This is a genomic window from Colwellia sp. SU-HH01172, assembly GCF_057553355.1.
In genome coordinates, this window is sequence record NZ_BAAJMB010000009.1 from 127,315 (window position 1) to 142,532 (window position 15,218).

Annotated in this window: 13 protein-coding genes; 1 reads left to right on the forward strand and 12 read right to left on the reverse strand. The window is 40.7% G+C overall.

Features of this window, described 5'->3' with window-relative positions:
• Nucleotides 1–72: 72 nt before the first annotated feature.
• The gene (guaB, locus tag AC27JP_RS19045; RefSeq protein WP_487117513.1) at nucleotides 73–1,545 is read right to left on the reverse strand and encodes an IMP dehydrogenase; all 1,473 of its coding nucleotides are present in this window, start codon (nucleotides 1,543–1,545) and stop codon (nucleotides 73–75) included.
• Nucleotides 1,546–1,733: 188 nt separating this feature from the next.
• Between guaB and xseA the strand changes: the two genes are divergently transcribed.
• A complete protein-coding gene (gene xseA / locus AC27JP_RS19050) occupies nucleotides 1,734–3,074 on the forward strand; it encodes an exodeoxyribonuclease VII large subunit (protein ID WP_487117514.1) in 1,341 nt (446 codons plus the stop codon).
• A gap of 195 nt (nucleotides 3,075–3,269) precedes the next feature.
• On the opposite strand, the gene AC27JP_RS19055 is transcribed toward xseA, so the two are convergent.
• From AC27JP_RS19055 to rlmN, 11 genes are all read right to left on the reverse strand, one after another.
• Nucleotides 3,270–3,713: a universal stress protein gene (locus AC27JP_RS19055; protein WP_487117515.1), complete on the reverse strand. Its 444-nt coding sequence runs from the start codon at nucleotides 3,711–3,713 to the stop codon at nucleotides 3,270–3,272.
• A gap of 59 nt (nucleotides 3,714–3,772) precedes the next feature.
• Nucleotides 3,773–4,231 carry a cytochrome C gene (locus tag AC27JP_RS19060; protein ID WP_487117516.1) on the reverse strand — a complete coding sequence of 153 codons (459 nt, stop codon included), beginning with the start codon at nucleotides 4,229–4,231 and terminating at the stop codon, nucleotides 3,773–3,775.
• Between the two features lie 356 nt (nucleotides 4,232–4,587).
• Complete coding sequence (locus tag AC27JP_RS19065; RefSeq protein WP_487117517.1) at nucleotides 4,588–5,271, reverse strand: flagellar brake domain-containing protein; 684 nt, start codon at nucleotides 5,269–5,271, stop codon at nucleotides 4,588–4,590.
• 166 nt (nucleotides 5,272–5,437) lie between these two features.
• Nucleotides 5,438–6,913: a ribosome biogenesis GTPase Der gene (der, locus tag AC27JP_RS19070; protein WP_487117518.1), complete on the reverse strand. Its 1,476-nt coding sequence runs from the start codon at nucleotides 6,911–6,913 to the stop codon at nucleotides 5,438–5,440.
• 144 nt (nucleotides 6,914–7,057) lie between these two features.
• Nucleotides 7,058–8,266: an outer membrane protein assembly factor BamB gene (bamB, locus tag AC27JP_RS19075; RefSeq protein WP_487117519.1), complete on the reverse strand. Its 1,209-nt coding sequence runs from the start codon at nucleotides 8,264–8,266 to the stop codon at nucleotides 7,058–7,060.
• Nucleotides 8,267–8,277: 11 nt separating this feature from the next.
• Nucleotides 8,278–8,916, reverse strand: a complete 639-nt coding sequence (locus AC27JP_RS19080) for a YfgM family protein (protein ID WP_487117520.1) — start codon at nucleotides 8,914–8,916, stop codon at nucleotides 8,278–8,280.
• 9 nt (nucleotides 8,917–8,925) lie between these two features.
• Nucleotides 8,926–10,200, reverse strand: coding sequence for a histidine--tRNA ligase (gene hisS / locus AC27JP_RS19085; protein ID WP_487117521.1), 1,275 nt, complete (start codon nucleotides 10,198–10,200; stop codon nucleotides 8,926–8,928).
• Between the two features lie 156 nt (nucleotides 10,201–10,356).
• Nucleotides 10,357–11,475, reverse strand: a complete 1,119-nt coding sequence (gene ispG, locus AC27JP_RS19090) for a flavodoxin-dependent (E)-4-hydroxy-3-methylbut-2-enyl-diphosphate synthase (protein WP_487117522.1) — start codon at nucleotides 11,473–11,475, stop codon at nucleotides 10,357–10,359.
• Nucleotides 11,476–11,520: 45 nt separating this feature from the next.
• Entirely contained in the window at nucleotides 11,521–12,543 is a 1,023-nt protein-coding gene (locus AC27JP_RS19095) for a RodZ domain-containing protein (RefSeq protein WP_487117523.1), read from the reverse strand.
• A 14-nt stretch (nucleotides 12,544–12,557) separates the two neighbouring features.
• Nucleotides 12,558–13,901, reverse strand: coding sequence for a type IV pilus biogenesis/stability protein PilW (pilW, locus tag AC27JP_RS19100; RefSeq protein ID WP_487117524.1), 1,344 nt, complete (start codon nucleotides 13,899–13,901; stop codon nucleotides 12,558–12,560).
• 45 nt (nucleotides 13,902–13,946) lie between these two features.
• Nucleotides 13,947–15,092 (reverse strand): dual-specificity RNA methyltransferase RlmN, encoded by a 1,146-nt coding sequence (gene rlmN / locus AC27JP_RS19105; RefSeq protein ID WP_487117525.1) that lies wholly within the window; start codon nucleotides 15,090–15,092, stop codon nucleotides 13,947–13,949.
• Between the last annotated feature and the right edge of the window lie 126 nt (nucleotides 15,093–15,218).

The window sequence follows — 15,218 nt, forward strand, 5'->3', positions numbered from 1 at the left end:
AGTACGGAGTTAACGTTAGTCAATCAGTACTTACAACGCCCCAATCAAGCGAAAACAACTCAACCAAGCTGACTACCCCATGCGATAGTTAGGCGCTTCTTTAGTGATGGTAACGTCATGTACATGAGACTCGCCCATGCCAGCAGACGTGATCTTCATAAACTCAGGTTTAGTGCGCATTTCTTCAATAGTTGCTGAACCTGTTAAGCCCATCGATGAACGTAATCCGCCCATTTGCTGATGAATAATAGCCGCTACAGGGCCTTTATATGCAACACGGCCTTCAATTCCTTCTGGTACCAGTTTGTCGGCTTCGCCATCTGATTTTTGGAAATAGCGATCACTTGAACCTTCTTTTTGGCTCATTGCGCCTAAAGACCCCATACCACGATATGATTTGTAGTAACGGCCTTGATAAAGTTCAACTTCACCCGGTGACTCTTCAGTACCAGCAAACATACTACCAACCATCACACAATGAGCACCGGCAACGAGTGCCTTAGCGATATCACCAGAAAAACGAATACCACCATCAGCAATAACTGGAATACCTGTGCCTTTTAACGCCTCAACAGCATTGGAAATGGCGGTTAATTGCGGCACACCTACACCGGTAACAATACGTGTAGTACAAATTGAACCTGGGCCAATTCCGACTTTAACCGCATCAACGCCAACATCAGCAAGGGCCTTAGCGCCCGCTCCAGTGGCAACATTACCGGCAATAATTTGTAGTTCAGGATATTTATTACGAGTTTCAGCAACACGGTCAATTACCCCTTGTGAATGACCATGTGAGGTATCAATTAACAACACATCAACACCAGCAGCCACTAAGGCATCAATTCGCTCGTCTGTACCTGCGCCAACACCAACCGCAGCGCCAACACGCAAACGACCTAACTCGTCTTTACAAGCATCAGGTTTACTTTCTGCTTTTTGATAATCTTTTACTGTAATCAAACCTTTCAAGGTAAAGGCATCATCAATCATTAGGATTTTTTCAATGCGATGCTCATGCATTAATCCTAAAATTTCTTCGCGTGACGCGCCTTCTTTAACCGTCACTAACTTTTCTTTTTTGGTCATCAAAGCTGATACAGGTTTAGTTAGGTCTGTTTCAAAACGTAAATCACGACCAGTAATAATCCCAACAAGCTTATTGTTGACGTCAACAACGGGGAAACCAGAAAAACCAACATCGTCCGCTAAACGCATGGTATTTTCAATCGTGGCATCAGGGTTTACCGTTACCGGGTCAGAAACAATACCACTTTCATATTTCTTAACTTGCGAAACATTCTTCGCTTGTTCAGCAATGGTCATGTTTTTGTGGATAAAACCAACACCACCTTCTTGTGCTAAAGTAATAGCTAAACGCGCTTCGGTTACTGTGTCCATCGACGCAGAAATCATAGGTACATTTAAATTAATCTTTCGAGTTAATTTGGTTTTTAAGTCGGCAGTATGAGGAAGTACCTTAGAATGAGCAGGTACCAGTAAAACATCGTCAAACGTTAACGCTTCTTGGGCAATTCTTAGCATCGCAACATCTCTCTAAAATGAGTGGTTAGGGAGGAAATATTGCGGCAGAATTTTAACCGTTTTCACTGCTAAGGTAAACTTAAAATTGCAATAAAACGAAAATAATCTACGAAGATTGTTAAAACAAATATATAATACTTAGCAATTACATCGTTATTACGCCTGAACAATCAAAAAGTATAATATTTATGGCTCAACAGCATATCCTACAAGTAAGTGAACTAACGAAAAAAGTACGTTTTATTCTAGAAAGTGAATTAAATACCGTCTGGTTATGTGGTGAAATATCTAATTTTATTGCTGCTAGCTCTGGACACTGGTATTTGTCATTAAAAGATCAAAAGTCACAAGTTCGCTGCGCCATGTTCAAAGGCAATAATCGCCGGGTTAGGATCAAGCCAACAAATGGTCAACAAGTATTAGTGCGCGCAAAAGTATCGTTATATGAACCGCGTGGCGACTTCCAGTTAATCATTGAGCAAATGGAAGCTGCCGGTGAAGGTTTGCTAAGGCAACAATACCAGCAACTTAAAAATAAGTTACATCTTGAAGGCTTATTTGATGCTCAACATAAGCAGCAAATACCCAAAGCGATCAAAAGTATCGGTGTTATCACCTCTCCTACTGGCGCAGCAGTAAAGGATATATTAACGGTATTAAAGCGTAGAAACCCACTGTTAGAGGTCATAATTTATCCGGCCTTGGTACAAGGCGAGCAAGCCAAGTTTGATATATCTCAGGCAATACAAATAGCCAACGAGCGTAATGAGGTAGATGTCTTGTTAATTGGTCGTGGCGGAGGCTCATTAGAAGATTTATGGGCCTTCAATGAAGAAATGGTTGCCAGGGCTATTTTTAATTCTGTTATTCCAACCATTAGCGCTGTCGGCCATGAAATAGATACTTCGCTTTCCGATTATGTTGCTGATTTAAGAGCACCAACACCTTCAGCCGCTGCCGAACTAATATCAACAGATGCTGAAGAATTACACGAAAAGAACCGCCTGCTAATATCACGAGCAAGCATTGCAATAAAGCAAACAACACAAACATCTGCTCAGCGTTTACTGGCGATAAACCATCGCTTAAAACAAGTTCATCCAGAGCAACAACTACAACATAAGCAGCAAAAATCGGACGAGCTCAGCTTACGTTTACAGAGTGTTATTTTACGAGAGTTTAATCGCCTAAAGCAAAAGCCGCAGTATTTACAACAGCGATTGCATACCCTGTCACCTGCTAGCAGAGTATTACAAGAGCAAAAACAAACCGAGCAACTAACACAGCGATTAATTACCGCCCAACAACGTATGATTAAAAGCAAAGCAGAGAACTTTGCTTTACAATGTGAGCAACTCAACTTAGTCAGCCCATTAGCAACAATTGCACGTGGCTACGGGGTTGTGCGCAGTAATAGTGGCAAAATTATCAAAAGTGTCACTAATGTAAAACCTGAAGACAATATCAGCATTGAAGTTAGCGATGGCATGATCAACGCGAAGGTAACAACGAGCCAATCGCAGCCATAACCTCCGTAAAATAAAACCACTTACAAATGCATAACTGCACTGTAGATGCCTACTTTTATGTTTGCAGCCACTATATTTCCTAACGAAATATCTTTTTAGCTAATTATATTAGGTACTTTTCGTTAGCCATAATTAAGCCATGCTAAGTTATGCTTTGTCACTTTTAAAAGCCTAATAATTTTTGCCGCACTGACTTTAAGGCACTAATACAATTGGAATACCAACTCGGTGAGCAAGTTTATTAGCAACACTGCCAAGTAATAAATCTATAAGTCGAGATCTTCCTTGCCTACCGACAAATAACATATTCGCTTGGACCACTTTCACTTGTTCAAGTATCACCTCAACCGGATCTCCCCATAAAAGTTCCGCCGATATCTCAACATCGATTTCAGCATACTTTTCCATTAATGAATTCAACACTCGCTTGTACGTACTCTGCTCTTCTTCTTCCTTGTTAAATGGCGGCGTATTGACTGCCGGACCATCTAGCATCATTGACTGTAAATGTGACCAATCCATTACCGTCAGTAAGGTAACTCGCCCACCGACTTGTTCAGCAAGCCTTATTGCTCGTTCAGCCGCTCGTTCACCCCACTCGCTACCATCAACAGCAACAAGATATAAAGGCTTTTTCATAACATTTCTCCTAATTCAATAACCTCAGCTTCCTTCCTAGCAATGACAATTAATGCATTTTACTGGCGGTAGTATTGGTAGTTAGATTTTTGATACGGCACTAGCTCATAATTGCTTTGCAGGAAGGTGACTAAATCGACTAATTCAGTCACTGTCATTACATCGTTATAATTACGCATTTTAGACTCACCATTTTTTTGAATGGTATCTAGGCGATAACCCCTAGCAAGCTTATGGGACGGATTAATCACTGACGTTAATAAGTCAGCATATGTTTTAACCTGAGTTAGCTTTCCACCTAATTTAACCGAGATTTCTGGATTTTTAACAAGCTCAGCTGGTGGCTCAACATCAGGTAATTGATGGCAAGACAAGCATTGGTATTTCAGAAAAATCAGTTTGCCATTTTCAATATTTCCTTCAGGCAGACTAAAACCTCTTGGTGAATCAACCCCTTGTTCACAGCCCATTACAAATGCGACAACAATTATCAGAATAGCAATAGATAAACTTTTCATGTGATCTCCTTGCGAGCAGCTTAATTAATAATTAAAACTTAGAAGATCAATATAGTTTCATCTAGGTGTTACTCGGCATAATGATGAGGTAGATCAATAAATATTCACTTGACCATAGAGCATTGCCAAATCAGCCAGATACGCTTAGGTAACTAGGCTAATGACACTGAAGAATAAGCATTTCGCTAAGTATTATTAGCGATGTGGGAATTGGCTGTTTTAGTTTTACAATAAGCCGTTTTTTTTAATAAGCAGTTTTTTAAATAACCAAGCAAGGCGCGGGCTGGTTTTTACTATCTAAAGCTAGCTTCTAGTAGCCGTAGCTAACAAAAACGCCAAACTTAAGCGACGAATATTTAGCTTGTTGAGATAACAGCCTGTTGTAAAAGCTTTGTCACTTCAATTTTACTAGAGTCACCAAACTTTACGCCAAGAGAAACACCGTCAGCATGAAGTTTGTTATTACATATTTCAGCTTCCAGTTTAATATTTTTCAAGCCTTGAAAGTCTTCAATGATTATTTCAAGTGGCTTGTCTTCTGCCAAAGTTAACTGCTCGCCATTATTAACCATAAGTTGACAACCTGTGACTGAAATATCAGAAATAACCGACGACCAATATTCATCTTTAACTTTTATTTTTGTCTTGATATAAGTCTCAATCCGCATTGATGAACGTAGGTTTTGCAAGCTAACTTCACGAGGAAACTCTAAAACAATGATCCTTGATGGGATTTGAATGGTTTGCTTAACATTTGAAACAAATGCAACCACAGCCCCTTCATGCCCTTCAATCAGTCCTCGAACGGTAACTCCCATGCCTTGCGTAATATATTGCGAGAAGTTGCCCAACTTAGAACCGTCTGGGTATTGCACTAAGACATAATTTTTGGGTGAATAGCCAATAAAAGTTGACCTGAACTTGCCACGTTGACCTGCTGGCGTCGACATATCAAGCGTTACGATCGCCCCAGGGTTTAGCAAAGCCAAGTTACGACTAAGCCGACTAACAGTATCCAACTTTATTGCATTATCTGACATAACATCCCTGACAAACTAACGGTAAAACTACCTAGGTGCTTATTTAAAATAGCATTTTTACATTAGCGAAAACATGCCTTAAAAGCAATATTCTCAACCGTAAAAGTCTTATAAATAAAAAGGCCGATATCACTACCGGCCTTAAGTAAATGCGTAATTGCAAGAATTAATCTTTTTTATAACCTTGCGTTGCTCGCGCTAACTTCTTCTGCTCGGTATAAGTTAGCTTCTTCTTACCAGCAAATGGATTAGAGGTTTCTCTAAATTCAATTCTTATCGGTGTGCCCATAATTTTTAATGACTTACGATAATAATTCATTAAATAACGTTTATACGATAGCGGTAAGTTTTTCGCCAAGTTACCGTGTATAACAACAATTGGCGGGTTATAGCCACCAGCATGAGCATATTTTAATTTAATACGACGCCCTTGGTGCATAGGTGGCTGGTGATCAAATACCGCCATATCTAATATTTTAGTGACCATAGAGGTAGAAATACGCTTAGTCGCAGAAACAAATGCCTCTTCAACCGATTCATACAAATGACCAACACCCGTGCCATGTAGTGCCGAAATAAAATGAATACGGGCAAAATCAATAAAGCCTAAACGACGATCCAACTCTGATTTAATACGATCTTTAACATGATCATCTAAGCCATCCCATTTATTAACCGCTAGTACTAACGAACGCCCTGCTTCCAAAATAAAACCTAATAGGCTTAAATCTTGATCACTAATCCCTTCTTGGGCATCAATCACTAGTAAACACACATTGGCATCTTCAATAGCGCGTAGGGTTTTAATAACAGAAAACTTTTCCACCACATCGGTGACATTTTTACGGCGACGAATACCAGCCGTATCAATCAAAGTATATGGCCTGCCATTGTGTTCCATTGGAATATAAACACTATCACGAGTTGTGCCAGGCATATCGTAAACTACAACTCTATCTTCACCTAAAATTCGGTTAGTTAATGTTGACTTACCAACATTAGGCTTACCAATAATCGCTAATTTAATAGTGTCGGTTTCTTCTGGCGCTTGGGCAATATTTGCTTCATCTATTGCATCATTATCAAGCTCTTGTTCGTAATCGCCGTCAAACTCGTCATTTTCGTCCGCTTTCGGCTGACCAAGTTCTTCAATATGAGGTGTCAGTGCTAAGGTTAACAGTTGCGTAACACCGCGACCATGTGCTGCGGCAATTTGATGTACTGCATCACCTAAGCCAAGCGAATAAAAATCAGCTACCGCAGAGTCCGCATCAATGCCGTCGACTTTATTGGCAACTAAAAATACTTTTTTATCTTGCTTACGTAAGTGAGTGGCAATGCCTTGATCGGCAGAGGTTAAACCGGCGCGCGCGTCAACCATAAATAGCACAGCATCTGCCTCATCAATGGCAATCAATGACTGCTCAGCCATCAGCGCATCTATGCCCTTTTCATCACCTTCGATACCGCCAGTGTCAATAACAATAAACGGATGTTCTTCAACTTCCGCTTTACCATATTGACGATCACGGGTTAAGCCAGGGTAATCAGCTACTAACGCATCTCTACTGCGCGTTAATCGATTAAATAGTGTTGATTTGCCGACATTCGGACGACCAACAAGTGCTACTACAGGAAGCATGCTCACCTCAATTTTCATCTCACCAAGAAGTCATTATCTTGGTTTTACCAATAAATAACGGCCCCAGTACCTTTTGCACTGGAGCCGTTTATAATTTTAGTCCATCCCCTTAGTTATACAATTAACTTAGGGATAACTCATATTTTACTCTGGAATGGTGATCGCTTCTAAATCACCGTCGCGCGACTGACTGTACAATACGCCATTCGCTACCGTCGGCGTTGCAAAAATACCACTACCGTCTACTTGATGACGAGCCACAATCTCACCGGTACTTTGATCTAACCAATGTAAATAGCCTTCAAAATCACCAACAACAACATAATCACCTAATACTGCCGGGCCTGTAACACCGCGGTTAGTCAATAATAACTGGCTCCACAATTCCAAACCATTATTACGATCAACGGCATAAACATGACCTTTGACATCAGTAACAAAAATAGTATTACCGCCGATGGCTATTTGACGAAAAGACGAATATTGACGTTGCCACAATACCCGTCCTGAACGAAGCTCGACGGCACTTAAATTACCACGAGAAGAAACAGTATAAATATTTTCGCCATAAACCAAAGGCGTTGAGTCAACATCAATAACACGCTCAAGTTCAGTTGAGCCTGTCGCTTCACCAATATCAACCGTCCAGCCTTGGCGGCCTTGTTCTAGTATATAAACCGACAATGAACCATCGGCAGCACCAACAATTACACCACCACCAGAAACAACAGGAGCACTAATACCACGCAAAGTTAGTGGTGGTACGTCTTGTTCGATTTGCCATTCATCTTGGCCATTAGAGGCATTAAATGCTTTCATCACACCAGATGAGGTATTGACAATTAATTTGCCAGAATCTAATGCTGGTGCAGCAATCACTTCACCTTTCACTTTACCTTGCCATGACAAGGCGCCACTTTCCGCTTCAAGGGCAAATACTTCGCCGTTTTCACTGCCGAAAAAAACTTTGTTGATGCCAGCAACCGGACCACCACTAAGTAAAGCGGAGCGTTTATCATCAAAAAAGCCACGTTGATTATCAATGTCGCTTAAATCGGCATCCCAAACGCGTTCGCCAGTACTTTCATCAAACGCATAAGCGTCACCATCACGACTTGCACTAAAGACTTTGCCATAGGCAACCGTCGGTTTTATACGAGAAAAGTAGTCACCTACGCCATCACCAACACTCACGTCCCATTTAACTACAGGTTCGAAGCGCTCAGTTATTTCGGTTAACTCTGCAACTTTAAGCTCTTCATTTTCATCATCGGTTGATGAACATGCAGAAATTCCAACCGACAACGCACATATAGCGAGGAGTTTTTTGTTAAAGCGTAAACTGTTAAACATACTCACTCTCTCTATTTGCTAAGGTTAACTACTTGCGCTAAGTCGTCTAGCTTCATTTGTAACGCTGGATTTGTACCTTCACCTGCGCCATCGATTGCCGCTTGGTAAGCATTGCGCGCTAGTTCAGATTTATCTTGTTTGAAATAGATGTCACCTTTAACTTCTTCGACACTAGCCGTAAATGCCGCAGGCAAGGATGTAGAAATCGTTGCTAAAGCTTGTTCGTATTTTTCAAGTTGCAGCTGAACTCGTGCTAAACGCACAGTCGCAATAGCTTTAATGCTATCATCAACTGACTTTTCAATCGCTGTGGTTAAATACGTTTCGGCTTGTGGCCAGTCTTGTTTTTCAGCCGCTTCTTTTGCCAAAGCAATCGCCGTCAACATGGTATAGCTAGAGTCATTATTTTCTGCGATAAATGCTTTACCGGCCGCTTCAAATGACGCGCTATCTTTTGCCGCGGCATCAAGCATCACTTGGTATGCTTCAGAGGTATTTACCTCTTGTTGCAGCTTATGTTCATTGTAATAATTAAGACCAATAAAACCAGCAAAACCAATCGCTAAGCCTGCGATAATCGCGTTACCATTGTCTTTCCAAAAACCTTTGATTGCTTCTACTTGTTGTTCTTCTGTTTGATGTATATCCAAAACTAACCCTTAAAGTAAATTTGTTAATAGGCTTGGCACTTGCTCAAGTGGCAAACTTTGTTGTTCTTGTTGTCCGCGTAAATATTTTACCGTTACCGTATTTTGAGCAATTTCATCTTCCCCAAGAATCAATGCTATTTGGGCACCCGATTTATCTGCGCGCTTCATTTGTTTTTTCATATTGCCACCACCGCAGTGACATTGAATGCGAATATCAGTAACCTGATCTCGCCATTGCTCAGCTAGGCCATTCGCTTTAATTTCAACATCTTGACCTAACATAATAACGTAGGCATCAACTTGCGCTCTAACATTATTTGCTTTTTCTAAACTGGTTAGCATTAAGACTAAACGTTCAATGCCCAAAGCAAAACCAAAACCAGGGGTAGACTTACCGCCTAACTGTTCCACTAAGCCATCATAACGTCCACCAGCGCAAATAGTTCCTTGTGCACCTAAACTGCTTGTTACCCATTCAAATACAGTACGGTTGTAATAATCTAACCCTCGTACCAAGCGGTCATTAACAACATAGTTAACACCCGCAGCATCTAAACGCTGACAAACCGAGGTAAAATGAGCACTTGACTCTTCACCAAAGTAATCCGCTAACTTAGGTGCTCCTACTAATGCCGCTTGCACATCAGGGTTTTTACTATCCAAAACTCTTAGTGGATTAGTATGCATACGACGTTTGCTGTCTTCGTCTAAGAACTCTTCTTTCTCAGTTAAAAATGCCACTAATGCGTCTCGATATTCTGCACGCTCTTCATTGGAACCTAACGAGTTTAGCTCTAGTGTGACAAATTCATTGATGCCAAGTTCCCTCCAAAGTCGAGAAGTTAACAAAATGACTTCCGCGTCAATATCAGGTGTCGCAATTCCAAAGGCTTCTAAGCCAAATTGGTGAAACTGACGATAACGACCTTTCTGCGGGCGCTCATGACGAAACATAGGTCCCATGTACCATAAGCGTTGCTCTTGGTTGTATAGTAAGCCATGTTGATTACCGGCACGCACACAACTTGCGGTGCCTTCAGGGCGTAAGGTTAAACTGTCGCCGTTACGATCGTCAAAAGTGTACATTTCTTTTTCGACAATATCGGTAACTTCACCAATAGAGCGTTTAAATAAGGCTGTCGACTCGACAATTGGCATACGTATTTCAGCAAAACCATAATTACTAGCGACTCGGCGCAATACGGCTTCTACCATTTGCCAAATGCCCGTTTCAGCAGGTAAACAGTCGTTCATACCTCTAATTGCTTGAATTGCTTTACTCACGTATTTTTTCCCGCTTGTGTTTATCTGTTCAATTATCTATTCATTTGCCAGTGCAAAGAACAATTTAGTTGTTTTTATCATCGTCGCGCGCAGCATTATAGGCAGTTTGCCAGCAAACGTAAATAACAGCGCATAACTGAAGTCAACTAACGATTATCAATCGACTTCTTTTACATCAATCTTATTACTTGCGTCTAATAACTTGGCTTTGGCGCGAATACGCTCTTCAAGCTGGTCAACAAGATTATTATTGTCAAAACGTTCTTTCTGGCGAATACCATCAAGGTAATAGCCACTTTTCTTACTGCTGCCAGTTAAGCCAAGATCTGACACAGTTGCTTCACCAGGCCCATTAACAATACAGCCGATAATAGAGACATCCATCGGTGTCATTATATCTTCAACGCGTTGTTCTAAGGCGTTTACCGTTGATATCACATCAAATTCTTGGCGTGAACAACTTGGGCAAGCAATAAAGTTAATACCACGGCTACGCAGCTTTAATGATTTTAAAATATCAAAACCAACTTTAATTTCTTCAACAGGGTCTGCAGCCAAAGAGACGCGTAATGTGTCACCTATGCCTTCGGAAAGTAGCAAACCTAAACCAACAGAAGACTTTACTGAGCCGGAGCGCAAGCCACCCGCTTCTGTAATGCCTAAATGTAATGGGTTATCAATTTGTTTCGCCAGCAAACGATAAGCCCCCACTGCTAAAAATACATCTGAAGCTTTGACGCTAACTTTAAATTCATGAAAGTTAAGGCGGTCAAGAATATCAACATGACGCATAGCAGATTCCAACAAGGCTTCTGGTGTTGGTTCGGTATACTTTTCCTGAATATCTTTTTCTAAAGAGCCGCCATTCACCCCTATACGAATTGGAATATTGTTATCACGCGCGCATTCTACTACCGAGCGAACTCTATCTTCTCGGCCAATGTTACCTGGGTTAATGCGTAAGCAATCAACACCGTACTCAGCAACTTTAAGCGCAATTCGATAATCAAAATGAATATCTGCAACTAAAGGAACATTAGTTTGGCGTTTAATTTCGCGAAAAGCTTCTGCGGCATCCATTGTCGGTACACTGACACGAACAATATCAGCGCCAACACCTTCAAGGGCTTTTATTTGCGCAACGGTTGCCGCTACATCTGTGGTAAGTGTATTGGTCATTGATTGTACGGTGATCGGTGCATCACCACCAACCGGAACATTGCCGACCATGATTTGACGAGATTTTCGGCGAATAATTGGAGATTCTTTAAACATAATATTTCAATAATCTTACGGTTATAAAATGGTATTAATAACGTGTTATGGCTCTAGAGGTAGCGAAAACTTCGCGATATTACCTACATTAAAACCTGTCATATCAACAGCGACGTTATTGTATTCGATTTGCACTAATTCAGGTTTGCCTAAAGTGACTTTAAAGGGGGCTTGTCCTGAAAAACGCATAACGTAGCCTGATTTTTTTACCCCCCAAGCCACACGCTCTCCAGTTGCATCATAGATATTAACCCAGCAATCACCGGAAAAGGTAAAAACAAGGTTAGCTAATGTGCCAACATTCGTTTCTTGGGTTACACCTAGTTGCTCAGTAGCCGACTGCGCCGTATCGATAGTAGAGTCTTGATTAACTTCCGCTATTGCCACAGGCGATAATTCATTATTGGCCAGTAGTTGATTATCTGTGCTGCTAGTTTCTGGTTCATTACTTTTGCTAGCGTCTGTTTGCTTAGCAACGTCAGCATTCAATTGTGAATTTAATGTGGTTAATTCAGTGTTTTCGCCTGCAACAGGGGCCGATAACGTCTCTAATACTTGATTAACCCCTTCGCTTTGCTGGCTGACATTGTTTGCACTAGTAACTGATACCGGCGTTGGTTGCACCGACGGCGCCTGATACCACCAGACAACCGTTGCTGTCGCTAAAGCGATTAAGATCAAATAAGTGATCCACATTAACATATTGTGCTCTGCTTGCTTTTCTGTGCCTTTTGAAAAACTTTGCATTTCAGCACATTGTCGTTGTGCCACACCTAATTGGTCGTAACTATTTAGGATATCTTCATGCGCAACATTGACTAACTTAGCGTAATTTTTTAAATAACCGCGGTTAAAAGCGGCCGGTAAACTCAGATCAAACTGTTCAGCTTCAATCTCTTGTACTAACGTTGTTCGAAAATTTAACTTATCCGCCACTTGTTGCTGGCTAAGCCCGATAGCTTCTCGCGCTTCAGCAAGCATACGGCCAGGACCAACAACCTCTATATCATCAGCAATTTCTGTTGATACCTCTTGTTCACTTTTCAAGATGTTGCTCTCTTGTTTCATCTAATTTTTTACTCTTATTGCGACGCGGCCGATTTCGGATCTGCAAGGTATACCACATCACCAATCCTCAATTTATAAGGGCGGCTTAATTTATTCCAGCGGATAATGCTTTTCATAAATATATTGTATTGTTTAGAAATGGAAAATAAGCTTTCTCCTTTCTGCACAATATGAACCGGTAACGAAACCACGGCTGCTTGTTTATCGTCTTCGTCTTTCAACTCAGCTTTTACCGAGATAGTACTTTCAGTTGTGCTCAGCGGTTTAGCCTCAACTTGTCTAGCTGACACCTGACTCCCCTTGCTTGACTCATCAGCAATTTCAACAGCTTTAGCTGGTCGCTGACTTAGTTGCTCTTTCGCCTGCTCCGGTTTTAACTGCTTACTAGCCTCTTTCGCCGTTGGCATAACAGAGTTAGATAAAATAGGCTTTAAACCATTAGCACTCAATGCTCCGCTAACTTCCGGCGACGACTTTTTCGGAGAGAGCACAACAACACGCTTTTTCTTAGTCTCCTGACCAAGATTTAACGACGCTTGATAGTCCTTTGCTAGTTTGTCCGCATCAATTTGATAAAGTTCATTTAAAATATACTGCTTGGCTTCAAATGATTGTGGAAACATTTTTACTAGCATGTTGCCATAATTTTTTGCCGTACGTTTATTACCTTGCTTTTGAAAAATTTTAAACGCTAACGCTAACGCATCGGAAGTAAATCTTCGTGTCGATTTTTCATAGCGATGAAGATAGCTTTGCGCCAACTTATAATCGCTTTTTGCGTATTGTAACCGTATCATTTGCAACAAAGAGCTAGCTCGATTAGGGCTATGGGCAATAGCTTTATCAAGATAGCTTTGTGCTTTATCAAACTGTTTCGCTCTTAACTGACATAAAGCCAAGTTTTCATAACTTTGCGCCACTAAGATATAACTCGGAATGGCGATGGCCTTTAATATTTGTTGCTCGGCCTGGGCGTATTTTTCTTGGCGACATAGAAAAACACCATAGTTATTCAGTGTATCGGCATCTTCGCCATTAAGTGACAATGCTTTTTCATACGCTTCAATAGTCAGCTCGGGTTCATCAACCGTTTCATAATAGTGAGCAAAAGCGGTATAAACTTGCACTAAATTAGGCGAAAAGCGTTTCGCTTTCTCCAAATTTAACTTCGCTTGCTGAGTATTACCCATTTTCAAATAACCCAACCCTAATGATATGCGGGTCATAGCAATTTCATTATTATTTGATTCGTTTTCAATTATTGGCGTATTTTTATCATTACCATAGTTTTGCGTTACACAGGCCGTTAAAGCACTTGTTGTCAGCAACGCGATAAAAATTGGTGATAATTTATTCATAATAAAAAAAGAAGTCACTTAGTTAATAATGATTTACAGGTGAATTTAAACCATTTTTACTGAAATTGAATCAGCTTTCACGTCTTTTTTTCCTGCACGTTTGGTTCTGTCCAAAACATCACCGGCTAATTGTCCGCAGGCAGCATCAATATCATCGCCTCGAGTACGACGGGTGATCACAGTTAAACCGTAGCTTTGCAGTACTTTATCAAAACGATCAATACGAGAGTTACTTGAACGCTTATATGGTGAGCCCGGATAAGGGTTAAATGGAATTAGGTTAATTTTACTTGGCAAATCTTTTAACGCATGCGCTAATTCATGAGCTTGCTCAGTGCTATCATTAACATGATCAAGCATAACATATTCAATAGTCGCTTGTTTATTAGCTTTTGAACCATCGATATAACGACCCGCTGCCGCTAAAAATTCTTCCAATGGATACTTCTTATTGATAGGCACTAATTCATCTCTAAGAAGGTTATTTGGCGCATGTACCGAAATGGCTAAGGCACAATCAACTTTTTCTTTTAGCATATCCAATGCAGGCACCACGCCTGAAGTACTGACGGTTACGCGGCGTTTTGATAAGCCATAACCTAAATCATTCAACATAGTATCAAGTGCAGGGATCAAATTTTTCATATTGAGTAACGGCTCACCCATGCCCATCATCACTATGTTAGTAATCGGACGCGTACCAGCAATACGAGTTGCGCCAATATCATTGGCCACTCGCCATACTTGGCCGATAATTTCCGCCATAGATAAATTACGGTTAAATCCCTGCTGAGCCGTTGAGCAGAAAGTACATTCCAGCGCACAGCCTACTTGTGATGACACACATAAGGTTGCACGGCCATTTTCAGGGATCCAGACGGTTTCAACTTCTTGACCACCTTCAAGGCGCAAGGCGTATTTAATTGTACCGTCAGTAGAAACTTGTTTTTCAGAAATTTCAGGAGCTTTGATTTCGGTATTGCGTTGTAATTTTTCTCGTAATTTTTTATTTAAGTTGGTCATCAACTCAAAATCATCGTAGCCAAAGTGGTACATCCATTTCATAATTTGATCGGCACGAAATGGTTTTTCGCCAATTGAAGCAAAATATTCGCGCATGCCTTGATGGTCAAGGTTCAGTAAATTAATTTTTTTCTTCTCTGGCATTACAACTTCGGTTACATCAGTCATGATAAAAAGCTTCTCAAACTACAAAAATTACAGGGCAAATTGTACGCTTTTCGTACAAAACAAACAATTTAGCGATTTTACTTTATACAAAAATCAATGTTCTCAACAACATGCTTATTGATAAAA